Source organism: Mucilaginibacter sp. GW821-FHT07G05, from assembly GCF_059418565.1.
The window spans coordinates 148614-168130 of record NZ_JBWKQC010000007.1 but is presented as its reverse complement, the minus strand read 5'-3'; the positions used below and the strand labels follow the sequence as shown (position 1 = coordinate 168130).

Annotated in this window: 16 protein-coding genes; 14 read left to right on the top strand and 2 right to left on the bottom strand. The window is 44.3% G+C overall.

The window, feature by feature from the left end:
* Positions 1 to 5 precede the first annotated feature (5 nt).
* On the top strand, positions 6 to 3137 hold the full coding sequence (locus AC07NA_RS18205; RefSeq protein ID WP_494899009.1) for a PAS domain S-box protein: 3132 nt from the start codon (positions 6 to 8) through the stop codon (positions 3135 to 3137).
* Between the two features lie 208 nt (positions 3138 to 3345).
* On the opposite strand, the gene AC07NA_RS18200 is transcribed toward AC07NA_RS18205, so the two are convergent.
* Both AC07NA_RS18200 and rlmN read right to left on the bottom strand, forming a co-directional pair.
* Positions 3346 to 4044 (bottom strand): ComF family protein, encoded by a 699-nt coding sequence (locus tag AC07NA_RS18200; protein WP_494899008.1) that lies wholly within the window; start codon positions 4042 to 4044, stop codon positions 3346 to 3348.
* Between the two features lie 23 nt (positions 4045 to 4067).
* A complete protein-coding gene (gene rlmN / locus AC07NA_RS18195) occupies positions 4068 to 5135 on the bottom strand; it encodes a dual-specificity RNA methyltransferase RlmN (protein WP_494899007.1) in 1068 nt (355 codons plus the stop codon).
* Positions 5136 to 5286: 151 nt separating this feature from the next.
* Here rlmN and AC07NA_RS18190 point away from each other — a divergent pair, with 151 nt between their 5' ends.
* The 13 genes from AC07NA_RS18190 (at position 5287) to ruvA (ending at position 19369) form a co-directional block, all read left to right on the top strand.
* Positions 5287 to 6468: an amidohydrolase family protein gene (locus tag AC07NA_RS18190; protein WP_494899006.1), complete on the top strand. Its 1182-nt coding sequence runs from the start codon at positions 5287 to 5289 to the stop codon at positions 6466 to 6468.
* A 104-nt stretch (positions 6469 to 6572) separates the two neighbouring features.
* Positions 6573 to 6857 carry an acylphosphatase gene (locus AC07NA_RS18185; protein WP_494899114.1) on the top strand — a complete coding sequence of 95 codons (285 nt, stop codon included), beginning with the start codon at positions 6573 to 6575 and terminating at the stop codon, positions 6855 to 6857.
* A gap of 30 nt (positions 6858 to 6887) precedes the next feature.
* Positions 6888 to 8390, top strand: coding sequence for an oligosaccharide flippase family protein (locus AC07NA_RS18180; protein WP_494899005.1), 1503 nt, complete (start codon positions 6888 to 6890; stop codon positions 8388 to 8390).
* On the top strand, positions 8387 to 8821 hold the full coding sequence (dut, locus tag AC07NA_RS18175) for a dUTP diphosphatase (RefSeq protein ID WP_494899004.1): 435 nt from the start codon (positions 8387 to 8389) through the stop codon (positions 8819 to 8821). Before AC07NA_RS18180 ends, dut begins: the two co-directional genes overlap by 4 nt.
* A 1-nt stretch (position 8822) precedes the next feature.
* Entirely contained in the window at positions 8823 to 10550 is a 1728-nt protein-coding gene (locus tag AC07NA_RS18170; protein ID WP_494899003.1) for a tetratricopeptide repeat protein, read from the top strand.
* Positions 10528 to 11319: a lipoprotein insertase outer membrane protein LolB1 gene (gene lolB1, locus AC07NA_RS18165; RefSeq protein WP_494899002.1), complete on the top strand. Its 792-nt coding sequence runs from the start codon at positions 10528 to 10530 to the stop codon at positions 11317 to 11319. Before AC07NA_RS18170 ends, lolB1 begins: the two co-directional genes overlap by 23 nt.
* Positions 11320 to 11336: 17 nt before the next feature.
* On the top strand, positions 11337 to 12659 hold the full coding sequence (locus AC07NA_RS18160; protein ID WP_345212579.1) for a murein hydrolase activator EnvC family protein: 1323 nt from the start codon (positions 11337 to 11339) through the stop codon (positions 12657 to 12659).
* A gap of 52 nt (positions 12660 to 12711) precedes the next feature.
* Positions 12712 to 13140: a Sec-independent protein translocase subunit TatA/TatB gene (locus AC07NA_RS18155; RefSeq protein WP_494899001.1), complete on the top strand. Its 429-nt coding sequence runs from the start codon at positions 12712 to 12714 to the stop codon at positions 13138 to 13140.
* Between the two features lie 40 nt (positions 13141 to 13180).
* Positions 13181 to 13360 carry a Sec-independent protein translocase subunit TatA/TatB gene (locus AC07NA_RS18150; protein ID WP_345212577.1) on the top strand — a complete coding sequence of 60 codons (180 nt, stop codon included), beginning with the start codon at positions 13181 to 13183 and terminating at the stop codon, positions 13358 to 13360.
* Positions 13361 to 13471: 111 nt separating this feature from the next.
* Positions 13472 to 14893: an Asp-tRNA(Asn)/Glu-tRNA(Gln) amidotransferase subunit GatA gene (gene gatA, locus AC07NA_RS18145; protein ID WP_345212576.1), complete on the top strand. Its 1422-nt coding sequence runs from the start codon at positions 13472 to 13474 to the stop codon at positions 14891 to 14893.
* Positions 14894 to 14959: 66 nt separating this feature from the next.
* Positions 14960 to 16363 (top strand): lytic transglycosylase domain-containing protein, encoded by a 1404-nt coding sequence (locus AC07NA_RS18140; RefSeq protein WP_494899000.1) that lies wholly within the window; start codon positions 14960 to 14962, stop codon positions 16361 to 16363.
* A gap of 93 nt (positions 16364 to 16456) precedes the next feature.
* Complete coding sequence (locus AC07NA_RS18135; RefSeq protein ID WP_494898999.1) at positions 16457 to 18757, top strand: NADP-dependent malic enzyme; 2301 nt, start codon at positions 16457 to 16459, stop codon at positions 18755 to 18757.
* A 27-nt stretch (positions 18758 to 18784) separates the two neighbouring features.
* Positions 18785 to 19369 (top strand): Holliday junction branch migration protein RuvA, encoded by a 585-nt coding sequence (gene ruvA, locus AC07NA_RS18130; RefSeq protein WP_494898998.1) that lies wholly within the window; start codon positions 18785 to 18787, stop codon positions 19367 to 19369.
* Positions 19370 to 19517: the final 148 nt, after the last annotated feature.

The window sequence follows — 19517 nt, the reverse complement described above, 5'->3', positions numbered from 1 at the left end:
AATAAATGGAGATAAAGCAACAATCTATTTCAGATATTGAACCTGAGCGCCTCCGGGCGCTTAGGTCTTACAATGTGTTAGATACATTACCTGAAAAAGAATACGATGCCATTACCCGTTTAGCTTCCTATATATGCCAGGTGCCCGTTGCGCTCATCACCCTGATAGATGCCGACAGGCAATGGATAAAATCAAAAGTAGGCATTGATGCCGAAGAGATACCTCGCGCGGATGCTTTCTGCAATTACACCATCCTTAATGATACTATACTGGAGGTGCCCGATGCGCAGCAAAGCGAAATTTTTAAAGACAACGTATTTGTTTCGCAGGAGCCTAACATCAGGTTTTATGCCGGTGCCCCGCTGGTTGATCCGGATGGTTACCGTTTAGGATCGTTGTGCGTAGTGGATACCGTTCCGCGCGAACTGAACGATGAACAACGCGATGCCTTAACCACGCTTGCAGGTGAGGTAATGTCGCACTTTAATCTGCGTAAGCAAAAACTGGAGCTTGAAGAAAGCCTAAAGGCATACCAGGAATTTTCAAACCTTTTCAATACCTCGCCCGAAATTCATTGCATAATGGATAAGGAGTTCAGGATTGAACTGATAAATAAATCGGTTACCCGCATTTTGGGTTACGAGGTTGATGAGGCCATCGGTCATGCTATATGGGATTTCTTCCCGGAGGAAAACCGCGTAGCCTCGTTAAAAATATTAAAAGAAGGCCTTGGCAAACAGCAAAGGGCCATTGAGATGGAAACCCCCATCATCAATAAACTACAGGAAATTAAGTGGATAAGCTGGACAATTACCTTTAAGCAAAATAAATGGTATGCCAGCGGTCGAGATATCAGCTACCAAAAAAAGGTACTTGCCGATTTGGAAGAATTATCGTTAGTAGCCAGCAAGATCAGCAATGGCGTGGTAATTAGTGATGCCAACGATAAGGTGACCTGGATAAACGATGCCTTTGAAACCATTACCGGCTTTAACCTTGCCGATGTAAAGGATCGCCGCTTGCGCGATGTGATACTGAAAGATCAGGGTCAAAACGCGTCAATAGATGAGCTGGATGAGTTGATGAGCCGTAAAAAGGCGTTCGAGATCGATTTGCTTAGTACCACTAAAGATGGCGAAGATCTTTGGATCACTGTGCTCAACTCTGTAATATGCGATCAGGATGGTAATGCCGATAAATACATCCGTGTAATTATCAATATCACCCCGCGTAAAAAAGCCGAGCAGGAACTGGAGATCATGTCGTTCGCGGCGCGTAAATCGCCAAACGGTATCATCATTCGCGATGCCAATGGCGTGGTAATGTGGATGAACAAAGCCATGCAAGAGGTGATAGGCTATAGCTTTGAAGAGGTAGAAGGTAAAAGCATGGGCAAGATGCTGATAGGTGAAGAAACCGACCTTGACGTATTTAACTCGGCCGTAAAAGCAGTGCAGGAGAACAAGGCTTATGATGTTGAGCTGAAGATATACCCTAAAGATGGTATTGTAAAATGGGTGAGCATGTCTAACAGTCCCCTGTTTAACGAAAGCGGTAAGGTAGAGCGCCAGATAGGGGTGATGTATGACATTACCGAACGCAAAAAATCAGACCAGCAGCTGAAAATGTTGTCGCTAGTGGCCAGCAGCACTACGGGTGGCGTTATTATTAACGACCATAATGGCAATGTAGAGTGGATAAACAACGGTTTTGAAAAAATAACCGGTTATAATATAAATGATGTACGCGGCAGGCACCTTGGTGATGTAGTAAAGGGCGAATTAACCGACTTCAGCATTATTGAGCGTACCCGCGAACTATCAAAAAACAAGCAATCTTTCGAGGTTGATCTGCTGATATACCGTAAAGACGGGCAACCGCTATGGATCTCGGTGATCAATTCGGTAATTTTGAACGAGGTAGGTAAGGTTGATAAATACATTGAAGTAATTATTGATATCACCGCTAAAAAGAAGGTAGAGCTGGAGCTGATTGCGGCCAAGGAAGAAGCCTTGCAGCTTAACCGTGCCAAGGATATGTTTATATCGGTATTGAGCCATGAGATGCGCACGCCGCTGAACGCGGTGATAGGCATGTCGCACCTGTTGGTGGAAGATGCCGCTACCGAATCGCAGCGCGAAAACCTGAACATCCTGAAGTTTTCGGCAGAGAACCTCATGACGCTTATCAACGATGTGCTCGATTTTACCAAGATAGAAACCGGGAACGTGGAGCTGGAAAAAGCGAATATGAATATGCGCGAACTGATACAAAGCGTTACCAGTTCTATACGCTACCGTACCCGCGAAAAGAACATCACCCTTACGCAGAATATTGACCCAACCATACCCGATGTAGTTATTGGCGACCGCACCCGCTTATGCCAGATATTGCTTAACCTGATGAGCAACGCGGTTAAGTTTACCGAAAAGGGTGGCGTAACAATTGATTTAAAAGTAATAGAACAAAGTAGATCGAGCGTACGTATACGGTTTGCTGTAACAGATACCGGCATTGGTATACCCAATAATAAGATAAATACCATATTTGAGTCTTTTAAGCAGGCAGATGCGGCTACCACACGCAAATACGGCGGAACAGGCTTAGGGTTGCCGATTAGTAAACGCCTGATAGAACTGCACGATTCACGTATTAACGTGGATAGTGTGCCCGAACAGGGATCTACATTTTGGTTTACCATTACATTTAACAAGGCCGATGGCCAAACGCTTAGTAATAATAATACAGTGGAAACAGAACTAAATATTAACGTATTAGTGGTGGACGATAACCAGATAAACAGGTTACTGGTTAACAAAGTACTTACAAAATGGGGCGCATCAACAGATTTTGCCGAGAACGGACGTGAGGCTGTAGATAAAATTTTAGCTAATCATAACTACGATGCGGTATTAATGGATATCCACATGCCTGAAATGGGCGGACTGGAAGCCACCCAGCTTATCCGTTCAAACGACGAATCGTACTACCAGCAGTTGCCTATTATAGCGCTAACCGCGTCGATGCTGAATGCGGAGATCAACCAGATCACCGATGCAGGCATGAACGATTTCCTGCTGAAACCGTTCGACCCGAAAACGCTTTACAATAAATTGAGCCGCTACCAAAAGCAATAATTTGGTGAAGGGGGAGTAGTGAATGGTGAGTAGTTAGCGGTGAATAGTAGATTTTAGAATGATTTTTTATGCAAAGCGCGATGGGGAACCCATCGCGCTTTGTGTTTTACTTCCCCTGTCATGCTGAGAGAAACGAAGCATCTGTCACTTGCAAGGTATGGCGAAGAAGATCCTGAGCGGAGTGAAGGATGACAGTTATTTACAATTCTTATTCCGCATACGCAATCGCGGCTACGCTTAATTTTAATCCCGGTATTTTGAGGAGTTCCAATCCGCAGGCTTCGAGGGTTGAGCCGGTGGTTACAATGTCATCAACCAATAAAATATGTTTGCCTGCCAACTGTTCCGGGTTTTGTACCGCGAAAACTTCCTGCATGTTCTCGAAGCGCGAAAAGCGGCTTTTTTTGGTTTGGGTTTCAGTCGCTTTTATCCTTACCAGGTTATCAATAACTACCGTGGCGGTTAACTTGCTTGCCAACCCATCGGCAAAGCAGGCGCTCTGGTTAAAACCGCGCTTACGCAATTTGCTTTTGTGCAAGGGGACAGGAATAATATGATCGATACTGTTGTAAGTAGAAACCTCGGTTAGCTGTTCACCCGCTATACTGCCCAGCAGCACGCCTATTTGCTGCACACCATCGTACTTAAAACGGTGCACCATATTTTGCACCTTGCCGCCTTTAGCAAAGTGGAGCAGGGCATAAGCGCCTTCAATATTTATTTTACCCCAAAACTGGCGCGCCAAAATATTATCGTTATGCTGATGAAAATTGGTATAAGGGAGGTTATAGCGGCAATCGATACATAAAATATCTTCGCCGCCAACCAGGCTGCCATTGCAGGCGGCGCAAAGCTCGGGGAATATCAACGAAATAAAATCAGCAAGATAACTGTTCCTTATTTTCATTGATATGCTATGAGCTGTATTTATTAAGAAACCTTTTCTTTTTCGTTCTCTTTTATTGCCAGCTGACCGCAGGCGGCATCAATATCCTTACCACGGCTACGGCGCAGGTTGGTGGTGATGCCTTGCTTGCGCAAGTAATCGGCAAAGGCCTCTACCTTATCTTCACCGGCATTAATGTAACTGGCAAAGGCTATCGGGTTATATTCAATAATGTTCACCTTACAAGGCAGGTGCTTGCAAAAGCGGGCCAGTTCTATGGCATCCTGTATACCATCGTTCACGCCATCAAAAATAATGTACTCGTAAGTTACCGCGTTTTTGGTTTTGGCGTAGTAATACTTTAAGGCTTCGGCAAGCGCTTTAAGCGAATTTTGCTCGTTGATAGGCATAATAGTATTACGTTTTTCATCGTTGGCGGCATGCAATGACAGGGCCAGGTTAAAACGCACCTGGTCGTCGCCCAGTTTTTTGATCATTTTGGCAATGCCTGCGGTTGATACCGTGATACGCTTGGCAGCCATGTTAAGTCCTTCTTCCGAAGTGATTTTTTCTATCGACTTTAATACATTGGCGTAATTAAGCAGGGGTTCGCCCATGCCCATATAAACAATGTTGGTTAAAGGAGTATTATAATTCTCGCGCGATTGCTTATCAATTAACACCACCTGGTCGTATATTTCATCGGGGTTAAGGTTGCGCTTGCGTTCCATGTAACCTGTAGCGCAAAATTTACACGTAAGGCTGCACCCAACCTGCGATGATACGCAAGCCGTCATTCTGTCGGTTGTTGGTATTAAAACCCCCTCAATTAAATGATTATCGTGTAGAATAAAGGAATTTTTTATAGTTTTATCTCCACTAAGTTGTGAACTGTGAATTTTAACATTATTAATGGTGAAATTTTCGTTTAACTTAGTGCGCAGTTCTTTTGAAATATTGCTCATTTCGTCGAATGAGAAGCACGATTTCTTCCATAGCCATTCATACACTTGTTTAGCCCTAAAGCTCTTTTCACCAATTTGTGTAAAGTGCTGTTGCAGACTTTCAAGCGTTAGGTTGCGGATGTCAATTTTTGCCGTTGTATTATTCACAATACAAAGGTACTTAAATTAAAAAAATTTATATTTTTTTAAAATCATTTCTTTTATTTGGTTTAAAAACAATAACTATAGGTTAATTGTATTTTATTGATGGGGCATAAAAAGTAAAAAGAACGTTTATAGAAGATGCTAATAGATACCGATGAAAAGTTTTAAAGCCGATTACGTTTTCCCTGTTTATGCCGATCCGATTAAAAATGGAATAGTAACCGTTGACGATAATGGTAAAATAATATCAGTTACTGATAACCCCTCCGCTGCCGGTGTAAAACCCGGCGATATCGAAAACCTTAACGGTATTATTTGTCCCGGTTTTGTAAACACCCACTGCCATCTCGAACTTTCGCACCTTAAAGATAAAATAGCCCAGGGTAACGGGCTGGTTAATTTCGTAAAGGAAATTATCACTATTCGCCGTAATGGCGAGGTAGAGGCCGATGCCATTGCCGCCGCCGAAAAGGCCGACCGGGAAATGTACGATAACGGTATTGTTGCCGTTGGCGATATTGCCAATACCGATGTTAGCCTGGCTATAAAAGCCAAAAGCAAATTATACTACCATACCTTTGTAGAGGTGCTGGGCTTTTTGCCCGACAAGGCTAACGAGATATTTGATAATGCCTTGCAACTGCTGCAAAAGTTTAAACCCGCCCCGGCATCAATTACGCCGCATGCGCCATACTCGGTATCTAAGGAATTATTTAAGCTGATAAAAAAACACAGCGATGCCAATAATAACCTCATTAGCATGCACAACCAGGAGTGTGAGGATGAGAACAAGTTTTATCGCTACAAGCTGGGTAATTTTAATGAGCTGTATGAATTTTTAGGAGTTGATATCAGTCACTTTAAACCGCAGGCACGTAACTCCATACAATCAATAATACCGCTGCTTACCAGTAACCAGGATATATTGCTGGTGCACAATACCTGCACCAACCTGAAGGATATTTACTTTATTAAACGGTTTGACCGTAACATACACTGGTGCTTTTGCCCCAATGCTAATTTATATATCGAAAAGCGCCTGCCAAAAATCAACCTGTTTTTAGATCAGGGCTTTAATATTACCCTGGGTACCGATAGTTTGGCTTCAAACACAAAGCTTTGTATCCTTAATGAAATGCGCACCATTCAGCAAAAGTTCCCGGCCATAACGCTGGAGAAACTGGTGCAATGGGGTACGCTCAACGGTGCCGAATTTTTAGGTATAGCCGGTGAAATAGGCAGCTTACAGGCAGGTAAAACCCCGGGACTTAACCTGATCTCCGGCCTGGACGGCTTTAAAATTACTCCCGATACTAAGGTAAAACGTTTGATATAGCCTTAAATTTTGCCGTTATTAGGTTGATTAAATTGTATTGAGTTAATTTGCATTAGTGTTGAAATAGCCACACACAATTTACATTCACCTGTTAACTATAAATGATAAAACATATTGATATTACGGTAAAAGGCAAGGTACAGGGCGTATACTTCAGGGCTACCACCAAAGCCGTTGCCGACCAGCTGGGCGTGCGCGGTTATGTAAAGAACCAGCCCGACGGCGATGTTTTTATCGCTGCTGAAGCCGACGCCCCCACGCTTGAAATGTTTTTGGAATGGTGCAACGAAGGCCCCGAAGATGCCGAAGTAAGCTCGGTTGAAAGCCATGATGGCGAATTAAAAAACTATCGTAATTTTGAGGTCATGAAAAAGGACCGTGCCTGGTAACGGATTTTAAAACTTTTCTTCTTTACATCATTGTCAACTGCTAAAAAATTTGCCGGCCAAACCGCTATTTATGGTTTAAGTACCATTGTTTCGCGCACGCTGTATTTTATACTTACCCCTATACTTACCAATATATTATCAACAAAGGTATACGGTATTTTTACCAAGATGTACAGCTGGGCATCTATCCTCGGTGCCATGCTTTCATTCGGTATGGAAACCACCTATTTCAGGTACCTCAATAAACGTAGCGATAGTAGGGATAAGGTTTACGCTAACTCTTTTATAGCCGTTTTGGCTATGAGCGTGGTGTTTTTAACCTTTAGCGTATTGTTTTCGCGCCCCATAGCCCTGTGGCTCAAAACGGGTAATACCAATACCGTTGAAGATTATGTTTTTTACGTACGCTGCTTCATCTATATATTGACTATTGATGCCATTTGCGTAATACCCTTTGCCAAGTTACGCGCCGATAACCGGCCGATGCGTTATGCTTACATCAAGTTTTTGAATGTGGTATTGGTGGTAGCGCTCAACTTGTTCCTATTATTTGGTGTGCCATACATTATTAGTAATAATTTGCCGGGTGCCGCGTGGATGCAGCAATGGTACAGGCTGCATTGGGTAGGTTATGTGTTTCTGTCGAATTTGGTTGCCAGTGTTTTTACGCTGCTGATGTTGCTGCCGGAAATCTTCCAGATAAAATTGAAATTCGATAAGGCCATATTGAAGGAGATGCTATTGTATAGCTTCCCGATATTGGTGGCCAATATGTCGTTCATCATTAACGAGAATTTAGACAAGCTTTTGCTTGATAAACTGTTGCCGCAAAGCATCAGCGAGCAGGAGATTGGCATTTACGGGGCCTGCGCCAAAATAGCGCTGTTCCTGAGCATATTTGTACAGGCGTTCCGCTTAGGTGCCGAACCCTTCTTTTTCAGCCATGCGGAAAGCAAAAATTCGGGACAAACCTATGCCCGTATCATGAATTATTTTGTGATAGCAATATGCCTCATTTTTGTGGCGCTGATAGCCAATATCGAACTGCTTAAGTACTTCATCAGGGCGTCAAACCCGATACAGCGCGAGCTTTATTGGTCGGGATTGAAAATTGTGCCGGTGCTGCTTTTCGGTTATATCAGTTTGGGTATTTACATGAACTTGTCGGTATGGTATAAACTGTCTGATCAAACCAAATACGGGCTTTACATTTCGGGTATTGGCGCATTGCTAACCATAGTGCTCAATATCATCTTTATCCCTAAATACAGCTATGTGGCTTCGGCCTGGATCTCGCTGGCAGCGTATGCTTCCATGATGATACTATCCTATTTATGGGGGCAAAAGAACTACCCGATTCCTTATAATGTAAAAAAGAACCTCGCCTATATAATTTCGTCGGTAGCAATAGTATATTTATCTTTTGTTGTTTTTAAGCGCAACATCTTTATAGGTAACGCCATGCTACTGGCCTACACGGGCGTTGCATTTTATTTTGAACGTAAAGAATTGATGAGCATATTTAAAAGATGATTATAAAAGTAATTAACAAGTCGCAAAATATTTTACCGGCCTACGAAACGGCCCACGCCGCGGGTATGGACCTCCGTGCCGATCTGGAAGCAACAATAACGCTTAAACCATTGGAGCGTAAATTAGTCCCAACTGGGTTGCATATCGAATTACCTGAAGGTTATGAGGCGCAGATTCGTCCGCGCAGCGGGTTGGCATACAAACATGGTATAGGCATTGTTAATTCGCCGGGTACTATTGATGCCGATTACAGGGGCGAGATCAAGGTATTGCTGGTCAACCTGTCTAACGATGATTTCGAGATCAATACCGGCGACCGTATAGCTCAAATGGTAGTGGCACGCCACGAAACGGTGCAATGGGAAGAAGTTGAACTGCTGAACGAAACAACCCGCGGTGCAGGCGGTTATGGGCATACAGGGAATAAGTAACATGAAGAAAACGCTGTTCATATTAATGCTGGCATTACCTGCCCTTACCTTCGCGCAAAACGCGCCCGGGGGTGGGGTAGTTATGGTTGTATCCAAACCAATGTCATCAATGGACAGTATTATGGCCAAGCAGCTCTTCTTTTCTGCTCTTCGCGAAAAAACCATCGAGAATGATATGCTGGCTATTGACCTGTTTAACCGCGTATTGCAGGTAAACCCGGCCAATGATGCCGCTTTGTTTGAACTGGCTAACCTGAAAAAGAAACAGGATAAACCTAACGAAGCGCAACAACTGCTGGAAAGGGCCGTAACCGTAAATGCTGATAACGAATGGTATTGGGTGGCCTTGGCCGATAGCTACGAAAAAAGCAACAATATCAACAACCTCGAAAACGTATTTAACGAGCTCATCCGCATAAACCCCGATAAGCCCGATTATTACTATGATAAGGCCAACGTGTACTTTTTACAAAAGAGGTATGATGAAGCGCTGAAGGTATACGATTTTGTAGAAACCCTTACAGGGATCAATGATGACCTGCTGGCGAGCAAACAAAAGATCTATCTGAAACAGGGGAGGGTAGATAAAGCCGCTTCTGACCTGGAAGATATCATTGCCGAAAATCCGGGCGAGTTCAGGTATTACCTGCTGCTTTCCGAACTGTATAACTCTAACGGGTTTAGCGATAAGGCGCTGGCTGTGTTGGAACGTGCCGGTAAACTTAACCCGAACAACGGGATGCTGCATTTGGCATTGGCCGACATCTATCGCGATAAAAAGAATTACGAAGGCAGCTTTAACGAGCTGGTGCTGGCATTCTCCAACCCCGATGTTGATGTTAACCAAAAGCTGAAGATCGTGCTGGGCTATCTGCCTAAATTTCCCGACCCTAATGCCAAGGCAAGCGCTTTGGAGTTGAGCAAGATCCTGTCGGCTACGCACCCCGCAGATGCTAAGGCGCAGGCGCTGTACGGCGATATGCTTGTGCAGAACGAAAAATATAAGGACGCCAAGCCGCTGTTCCGTAAAGCCATTCAACTATCTAACGATAACTATGCCGCTTTTGAGCAATTGGTGAGGTTGGAATTATCAGACAGCGAATATGATGCTGCTATAAAAGATGGCGAAAACGCGCTGTCGTACTTCCCAAACCAGGCCTGGCTTAATTATTTGGTAGGCGTGGCCTATCAGCAAAAAAAGAACTGCGATAAAGCGGTAAGCTACCTGCAAAACGCTATCGCTATTGACGATCAGGACAAAAGCCTGATGGGATATACCTACGCCTCATTGGGCGATTGCTACCACGAACAAAAGAACGATAAGGCATCAGACGATGCTTATGATAAAGCATTGGAATATAATCCGGATAATGCGTTCACCCTTAACAATTATGCCTACTATTTATCGTTAAGGAATGAAAGGTTAGACAAGGCCGCGTCAATGTCAAAGCACTCTAACGAGTTACAACCCAACACGGCATCGTTTGAGGATACTTACGCCTGGATACTTTTCAGGCAAAAGAAATACGCCGAGGCACGGTTATGGATAGAGAAGGCCATTATGCACGATAAAACAAGTAGCGCCGTTCAGATAGAACATTATGGCGATATTATGTTTTACTTAGGCGACACCAACGCGGCCGTACAAAACTGGAAGAAAGCGAAGGAAAGTGGCAGGCAGTCGCCGGTTTTAGAAAAAAAGATAAATGAGAAAAAATATTCGGAATAGCCTGTTCATCATTTGCTGCCTGGCAATAATGGCAAGCTGTAAATCAAAAAAACAGGTAATAGTAAACCGTAATGATAGCGCGGCAACCAAGCCCGCTAATGATGTAAGCCTTAAACTGGCTGCCATCCGCGCCAAACAGGTAAGCTTCAATACCTTTTCGGCCAAAGCCAAAACCGATTTGAACATCAATGGCGATAGTAAAGATGTCACCATGACCATCCGCATCAACCGCGATAAAAAGATCTGGGTATCCATCACCGCTATATTGGGTGTTGAGGTAGCCAGGGCACTGATTACGCCGGATAGCATACAGATCATCAATAAATTTCAGGGGCTGTACATTAAAAAGCCGTTCAGCTATATTTATAAATTTGCCAGCAGCCAAATCAATTACAATACTTTGCAAGCGCTACTGGTAGGCAACGCCATTCCCGAAACGTTGAACGAGGGCAGCAGCTTTGAGGTGGTTAACAATAATACCAACATGTCGGGCAGTTTAAAAGACTTGGTATATAAGCTCATTTTAGGGCCCGATCTGCGGGTTACGCAAACCAGTTTAACCAATCAGCTGGCGCAGCAATCGTTACAGGTTACCAATAATGTGTTCATACAGGCTAATGACAGGGCAGTGCCATCGCAAATAGATATCGCTTCTGTTGTGAAAAGTAAAAAAATACAGGTTAATTTGCGTTACAGTAAAGTAGAGTTCGATCAGCAGTTAGAATACCCTTTCAGCATCCCTGACCGTTATTCGCCCGCTGCCGATTAATAATTATTATTGACTTGATGAGATTTTTAAAATTAGTACTCCTTATAGTTGTTGTTTTTACCGCTGTTGACGCGTTTGCCCAAAGCAGCGCCGAGCTGAAGCGCCGCCGCGAAAAACTGACACAAGAACTGGAGGACCTTAACCGCGAGTACCTTGAAACGGCCAGCAACAAAAAATCATCATTAAAACAACTGAGCTTGCTAAAGGCGCAGATCACGCTTCGCGAAGAAAAGATCACCAATATCAACTCCGAAGTAAGAAACTTAGATAATCAAATCTCCGAGAACAATAATTCCGTACGTAGTTTGCAGGGCCAGTTAGATCAGTTACGTAAAGAATACGCCGGTATGGTGCTCTTTACTTATCATAACAAAAGCGCCTACAATAAGATGATGTTTATTTTTGCCGCAAAAGACTTTAACCAGGCTTATAAACGTTTAAAATATTTACAGCAGTTTGCTACTTATCGCGAGCGGCAGGCCAGCTATATTGAGGGTACACAAAAGGATCTTCACGTAAAAATAAACGAGCTCGACAGGACAAAGAAGGAAAAACGCGACCTGTTGGCCGATCAGCAAAAAGAGAAAGAAACGCTGGGTAAAGAGAAAAATAACCAGGTAAAAGTAATATCAGACCTATCAAAGCAGCAGGGTGTTTTAAAGCAGCAGCAGCGTGAGGTTCAAAGTAAGATAGCTAAAACCAATAAGGAAATAGCTGCAACAGTACGAAGAGAAATTGCCGAGGCAAGGCGCAAAGCCGAAGCCGAAGCACGCGCGGCAGCAGCGGCCGAAAAAGCAAGGCTGGCGGCAGCAGCGGCGGCGGCAAGGGTTGATAACGCGCCGATAAATACGCCGACAAGGCCGGCACCTAAAGCCATTACTAAAAACTCAAGTAATAGTGAGGTGCTTAATGCCACGCCGGAGGCAGCCAAGCTGTCGAACGACTTTTTGGGTAACCGCGGCAGTCTGCCATGGCCGGTAGCAAGCGGGGTAATTACCCAGGAGTTTGGCACTTATTACCTTGATGGTATCCGCACCGAAAATACCGGTGTTGATATTAAAACATCGAGCGGAGCGGCTGTAAGAGCAGTGTTTAACGGTGAGGTAAGTAATGTGGCCAACATCAGCGGTACCTACGTAGTGATCATAAGGCATGGTGAGTACTTTACAGCTTACTCCAACTTACGGTCGGTAAGTGTATCAAAGGGGCAAAAAATAAGCACCAAGCAAACGGTGGGTACGGTAGCTACCGATGGGGCAACAGGCGAAACCGAGGTGCATTTTGATTTATACAAAGGTCAGAACCCGGTAAATCCTAAAATTTGGCTGGCGCCTAATTGATAAAAACTTTGTAGTTTTGTAATTGTATATATTTGTACGCTAATTGAATATCATGTTTAGTTCAGTTTTTTTGTTCTTGAATATTGGCACACCCGAAATGATCCTCATTTTGTTTGTGGCATTATTACTGTTTGGTGGTGATAAGCTGCCGGGTTTGGCCCGAGGCTTAGGGAAAGGGATACGTGATTTCAAAGATGCATCAGAAGATGTGAAGCGCGAGATCAATAACCAGATCAATAATTATGATGATAAGCGCGAGCAGCAAAAGCTTATTGAAAAAGAAGCTGAAGTAACCGCGCCCGAGGCAGATGCCACAGCGCCTGCCGACGATGTTGACCGGATGATAGCCGAGCATTCATCAGCCAAAGAAGAAAACCTAAACACCGATAATAACGTAGATGAAAGCAGCGTTGAAGAACAACCTGCAAAAGAAAAACCTGTTTTTACGCCGCCTGCTAACACGGTGGAGTATAAGGGTTAATTAATAGAATAATATAATACACACATAAAAAATTAAAATCATGGGATTAGGTGCACCAGAAATTATTCTGATCATTGTTGCAATTTTATTATTGTTCGGAGGTAAAAAAATTCCTGAACTAATGAGAGGTTTGGGTAAGGGCGTGAAGGAATTTAAAGACGCGAGCAATAACCCGGATGACAACGTGACCACAGTTCACACTGACGAGAAGAAAAACTAATTCGTAACTGAATTAACCATCTTTGTTCTGCAAAAAGCAGAAAACTTATTTTAAAACTTATCAGTTGATTATTTTTTATTTTTCAACGGATAAGTTTTTTATTTTAGCCGAATGACTAAATTTTATTCCTCTTTAACGGAGGTAAAGGGTGAGTTACAAAGCGGAAATACAACGGTTGAAAAACTGGTTAAGGGATACTTGAGCCGCATTGAGAAATATGCTCACTTAAATGTTTTTAACGAAGTATTTGCAGATGAGGCATTAACGCTTGCCAAAGCGGTTGATGCACGTATAAAGGAAGGCACTGCCGGTAAACTTGCCGGTATGGTTATCGGTATTAAAGATAATATTTGCTACAAAGGCCATAAAGTAACGGCCTCCTCAAAAATTCTTACAGGTTTCACATCAATATATTCATCAACCGTAGTTGAACGCTTGCTTGCAGAAGATGCCATTATTATTGGCCGCTGCAATTGCGATGAGTTTGCCATGGGCGCATCAAACGAAAGCTCTTACTTTGGCCCGGTAAAAAACTTTGCCGATAATACCAGGGTAGCAGGCGGTTCGTCGGGTGGTTCGGCGGTGGCGGTGCAGGCCGATATGTGCTTGGCGGCTATCGGTACTGATACAGGCGGTTCGGTAAGGCAGCCCGCGGCATTTTGCGGCGCCATAGGCTTAAAGCCAACTTACGGCCGTATATCAAGGCATGGCATTATCGCCTACGGTTCATCTTTCGACCAGGTTGGCCCTATCACCAAATCGGTAGAGGATGCCGCGTTGCTGTACAGTGTGATGGCTGGTCCGGATGCTTACGACAGTACACTTTACCAGCAACCTGTTGAAGAAGTAAAGGTTACGCCCGATTCATCCAAAAAACGCATTGCTTACTTACAGGAAGCGATATCGAGCCCTGGTGTTGATGAGGAAGTAAAAACCTCGCTCATTAACGCTATTGAAAAACTGCGTGCCGAGGGTCATACGGTAGAACCTATCGCGTTTGAATACATCAATTACATAGTACCCACTTATTATATATTGGCTACAGCCGAGGCATCTTCAAACCTGTCGCGGTTTGATGGAGTGCACTACGGCTATCGCAGCCCTAACGCTACCGATCTGGTATCAACCTATAAACGCTCCCGTTCCGAAGGTTTTGGTAAAGAGGTGAAGCGCCGTATTATGCTGGGGACTTTCGTGCTAAGTTCGGGTTATTATGATGCCTACTATGCCAAGGCGCAAAAGGTACGCAGACTGATACAGGACAAAACAAAAGAGATACTGGCAGAGTACGACTTTTTGATGGTGCCAACCGCTCCGGAGCCTGCTTATGAGATAGGTAAAGGCGAGGCCGACCCGGTAAAATCATACCTGGCCGATATTTTTACGGTGCAGGCATCGCTTGCAGGGGTACCCGCTATTTCTTTGCCTGCCGGCAATAATAGTAAAGGATTACCGTTAGGTTTACAATTATTAGCAAAACATTTTGCCGAAAAGGAACTGTTAAATTTTTCTGAATATTTCCTTAAGCTGTAAAAAATTAATACTTTAGTAAAATGCATCCCTGTGAGCATTAGCTATTTGTATAAAAATCCCTAAAGAATGAAGAGATTATTTACGTTTTTTATCTGTCTGTTATTACTACAAATTGCCCAAGCCAACCCTGCAGATTCTTCCCGTTACGCCCTATTAAAAGCTTATGCGCCCAACAACGGCGCGCCAACACACGATACCATATTTGTACCTGTTGCCAGCCAGATCATTCCGCCGGCATCGCACGAGTACAGCATTTTTAAGCGCAGGCTCGATTCTATCCAAAAAGATGTTCAGCTTGATTATAACGAATACGTACAAAGCTATATAGACAATTATGCCCGTCGCCGCGATGATATGGCATCTATATTAGGCAAATCAAAATATTACTTCCCAATTTACGAAAAGGCTTTCAGGGATGCCGGTATCCCCGAGGAAATAAAATTCCTGTCCATAGTTGAATCGGAGCTTAACCCTAACGCTGTTTCAAGGGTAGGTGCAACCGGGCCATGGCAGTTTATGTTTGCTACCGCGAGGTTGTACGGCTTAAACATGGATAACTATGTAGATGAGCGCCGCGACCCTATACAGGCCAGCTACGCCGCTGCTGCGTACCTGCGCGATGCTTACCAGGATTTTGGCGACTGGCTGCTGGCCATCGCATCATACAATTGCGGTAAGGGTGCTGTTACCCGCGCTATTGAAAAAGCCGGAGCTAACGATTTTTGGTCGATACGCCCATACCTGCCTGCCGAAACAAGGGGCTATGTACCTGCATTCATCGCCATGAACTATGTGATGAACTATTACAAGTTCCATAACATTACGCCGCAGGCTTGCAACTTCTCAATAAAAACCGATACGGTAATGGTAAACAAGTTTGTGCCATTGCAAGGTATAGCCAAAATACTGGATATCGATGTTAAGGAAATTACCCTGCTAAACCCGGCTTACAAACGCATGATCGTTAATGGCACTACAGCCGCGCCACGCAGGTTGATCATCCCACAAACAGCAAAAGAAAATTACAGCGCTTTATATGAGGCATTGAATGGTCCGGGCTTTTCGGTACCAGACGCGCCGCGAGTGCAGTATGCATCAAACACGGCCGACGATACAAAACCCGAGCGTACGCCAACTTCTCATAAAGTTCGCCGCGGCGAAACCCTTGCCGGTATTGCCGATAAATACGGCGTAGAAGTGCAGGACTTAAAAGTTTGGAACCACCTGCGCAGCAACAAGGCAGTGGTAGGTAAAGTACTTCGCCTGAGCGAAGGTGCCGAAGCCGATGAACCTGCACCAAGAGCTAAAAAGATCAAAGAATTTATTACCTACAAAGTTAAGCGCGGTGATACGTTAAGCGAGATCGCGGCTAAATTTGAGGGCAGTTCTGTTGAAAAGATCCGCGATTTGAATAACCTTAAAAAAGGCCGCATTCAGCCAGGCATGAAGCTTAAAATAAGCGGCGTATAACATTTAGTTTTCCCTTCTTTATTTATTTCGAAGCAATATTTTGTGCCGCTGTTCAAAATAGAATTGTAATTTTGGGCGCTTGATATTGAGAAAATGAACAAACCCAATCGTAAACAGGATGCTTTAGATTACCATGCTAAAGGCCGTCCCGGTAAGATACAGGTAGTACCTACCAAACCCACCAATTCACAACGCGACCTTACTATGGCCTACTCGCCCGGCGTTGCCGAGCCATGCCTGCGCATTGCCGAAAATGTGGAAGATGTTTATAAATATACTGCCAAGGGCAACCTCGTAGCGGTTATCAGTAACGGTACCGCGGTATTGGGTTTAGGCAATATAGGTCCCGAAGCCAGTAAACCTGTAATGGAGGGTAAGGGCTTGCTGTTTAAGATCTACGCGGATATCGATGTGTTCGATTTAGAGCTTAACGCTAAAAATGTTGACGACTTTGTAAATATAGTAAAGGCACTTGAGCCAACTTTTGGCGGGGTGAACCTCGAAGATATATCGGCCCCAACCTGCTTTGAAATAGAGCGCAGGCTTAAAGCCGAAATGAATATCCCGGTAATGCACGACGACCAGCATGGTACGGCCATTATATCGGGTGCCGCGCTGATGAACGCCTGCGAAATTCAGGGCAAAAAGCTGGACAAAATTAAAATGGTAGTGAATGGCGCGGGTGCCGCCGCTGTTTCCTGCTCAAAAATGTACCTTTCGTTAGGGGTTAAAAAGGAAAATTTGGTAATGTTCGATATTAATGGACTATTATCAACCGAACGCACCGACCTTGACGAGATCCGGTCCGAATTTGCCACTACCCGTAAAGACATTAAGAACCTTACCGATGCCATGAAAGGCGCGGATGTGTTTGTAGGGCTTTCGGCAGGTAATGTGGTTACGCCGGATATGCTGAAAGGCATGGCTAAAAACCCTGTTGTGTTTGCCATGGCCAACCCCGAGCCCGAGATCAATTACGATTTGGCCACCGCCGCCCGTAAGGACATTATTATGGCTACCGGCCGGTCCGACTATCCTAACCAGGTGAATAACGTACTGGGTTTCCCGTACATTTTCCGTGGGGCTTTGGATGTAAGGGCTACCGCCATTAACGAAGAAATGAAGATTGCTGCCGTACATGCTATTGCCGAAATGGCCAAAAAGCCTGTGCCCGAAGCGGTGAACCTTGCATATAATATTACCAACCTGAAGTTCGGCCGCGATTATATTATCCCTAAACCGATGGATCAGCGTTTGATCACCGAGGTGTCGGCAGCGGTAGCTAAAGCCGCTATTGATTCGGGTGTGGCACGCAAAACCATCAGTGATTGGGATGCTTACGCCGAAGAGCTGCGAACCCGTTTAGGCGGTAACGATAAGCTGTTGCGTAACCTTACCAATAAGGCTAAGCAAAACCCTAAACGTGTAGTATTTGCCGAGGCCGATACTTACAAAATACTAAGGGCTGCCCAAATTGTTAAGGATGAAGGCATCGCTACGCCGATATTGCTGGGTAATGTAGATACCATCAAAAAGATCATGCGCGAGAACGACCTCGATCTGGATGATGTAGAGATCATCGATCCGCGCGAGGGTACAGAGAAGCTGGAAGAGTATGCCCAATACTTGTACAAAAAACGTCAGCGCAGGGGTATAACCTTGTTCGAGGCGCGTAAATTAATGATTGACCGTAACTACTACGGCGCGTCAATGGTGCAGTTTGGTGAGGCCGACGCGCTGATATCCGGTCTTACAAAAAACTATGTTACTACTGTAAAACCTGCCTTGCAGATCATCGGTACCGAGCCGGGTGTAAACCGTGTAGCCGGTATGTATATGATGATCACCGCTAAAGGCCCCGTGTTTTTTGGCGATACCACCGTAAACGTAAACCCAACGGTTGCCGAACTGGTAGATATTACCGTACTGATTGAACGCAGTGTAAGGCAGCTCAACATCGACCCAAGGGTGGCTATACTTTCGTACTCCAACTTTGGCTCAAATGAAGGCGAAATTCCTGAAAAAACCCGCGAAGCGGTAAACATACTACACGAGAAATATCCGGATATGATAGTGGACGGTGATATGCAGGCCAACTTTGCCCTCAACTCCGATCTGCTGGCAGATAATTTCCCTTTTTCAACCCTTAACGGTAAACCGGCCAATACGCTGATCTTCCCTAACCTTGAATCGGGTAACATCGCTTACAAGCTATTGCAGGAAATTGGCGGTGCCGAAGCGGTGGGTCCAATTTTGCTGGGCTTGAAAAAGCCGGTGCACGTATTGCAACTGGGCAGTTCGGTACGCGAAATTGTGAACATGGTTACCATAGCCGTGGTGAGCGCGCAGGAACGCGAAAGGGTTAACAATGCAAAACCTGTAAAACGTAAATAATACTCAATACAATACAACAAAAACCTTATGTACGCATATATTGATGGTAAGTTAGTGTTCAAAAGTCCGGCCTATGTAGTTATTGAGGCCGGGGGAGTGGGCTATCATATCAATATATCTGTAAACACATTTTCACTTTTAGGCGAAGCCGAACGCTGCAAACTGTACACGTGGCTGCATGTTAAAGAAGACGCGCACACACTGTACGGTTTTGCTGATGAAGGCGAACGCCGCCTGTTTTTGCACCTGATCTCCATATCAGGCATCGGCCCCAATACAGGGCGGATGATGCTATCATCCATCACACCGCAGGAAATTCAAACCGCTATTGTAAACGGTAATGTTTCATTAATTCAAAAGATAAAAGGCATCGGCCCAAAATCTGCCCAGCGCATAATTCTGGAGCTGCAAGACAAGCTGCGTAAGGAAGGACCTGAGACTTTATCTACCGTTTCTGTAAGTAAAACAGCTAAAGATGAGGCACTTGCGGCATTGGTAATGCTCGGTTTTGCACGAAATGCCGTAGAGAAGTTTCTTGAGAACGAAATGAACAAGAATAATGCAGACATTACAGTAGAACAACTTATAAAGTCTGCGTTAAAAAGTTTATAATTACAGTAAATTTTCTACAACCAATTCCGGCAGTGGTGCGTAAAATGCACCAGTGAGCAATATTACGTGTGATGGGCAATACTACAGGAGATCGAAGGATCATGGCTGGTTAGGTCTGTATTTAAAAGTTATTATTAATATTAATTTG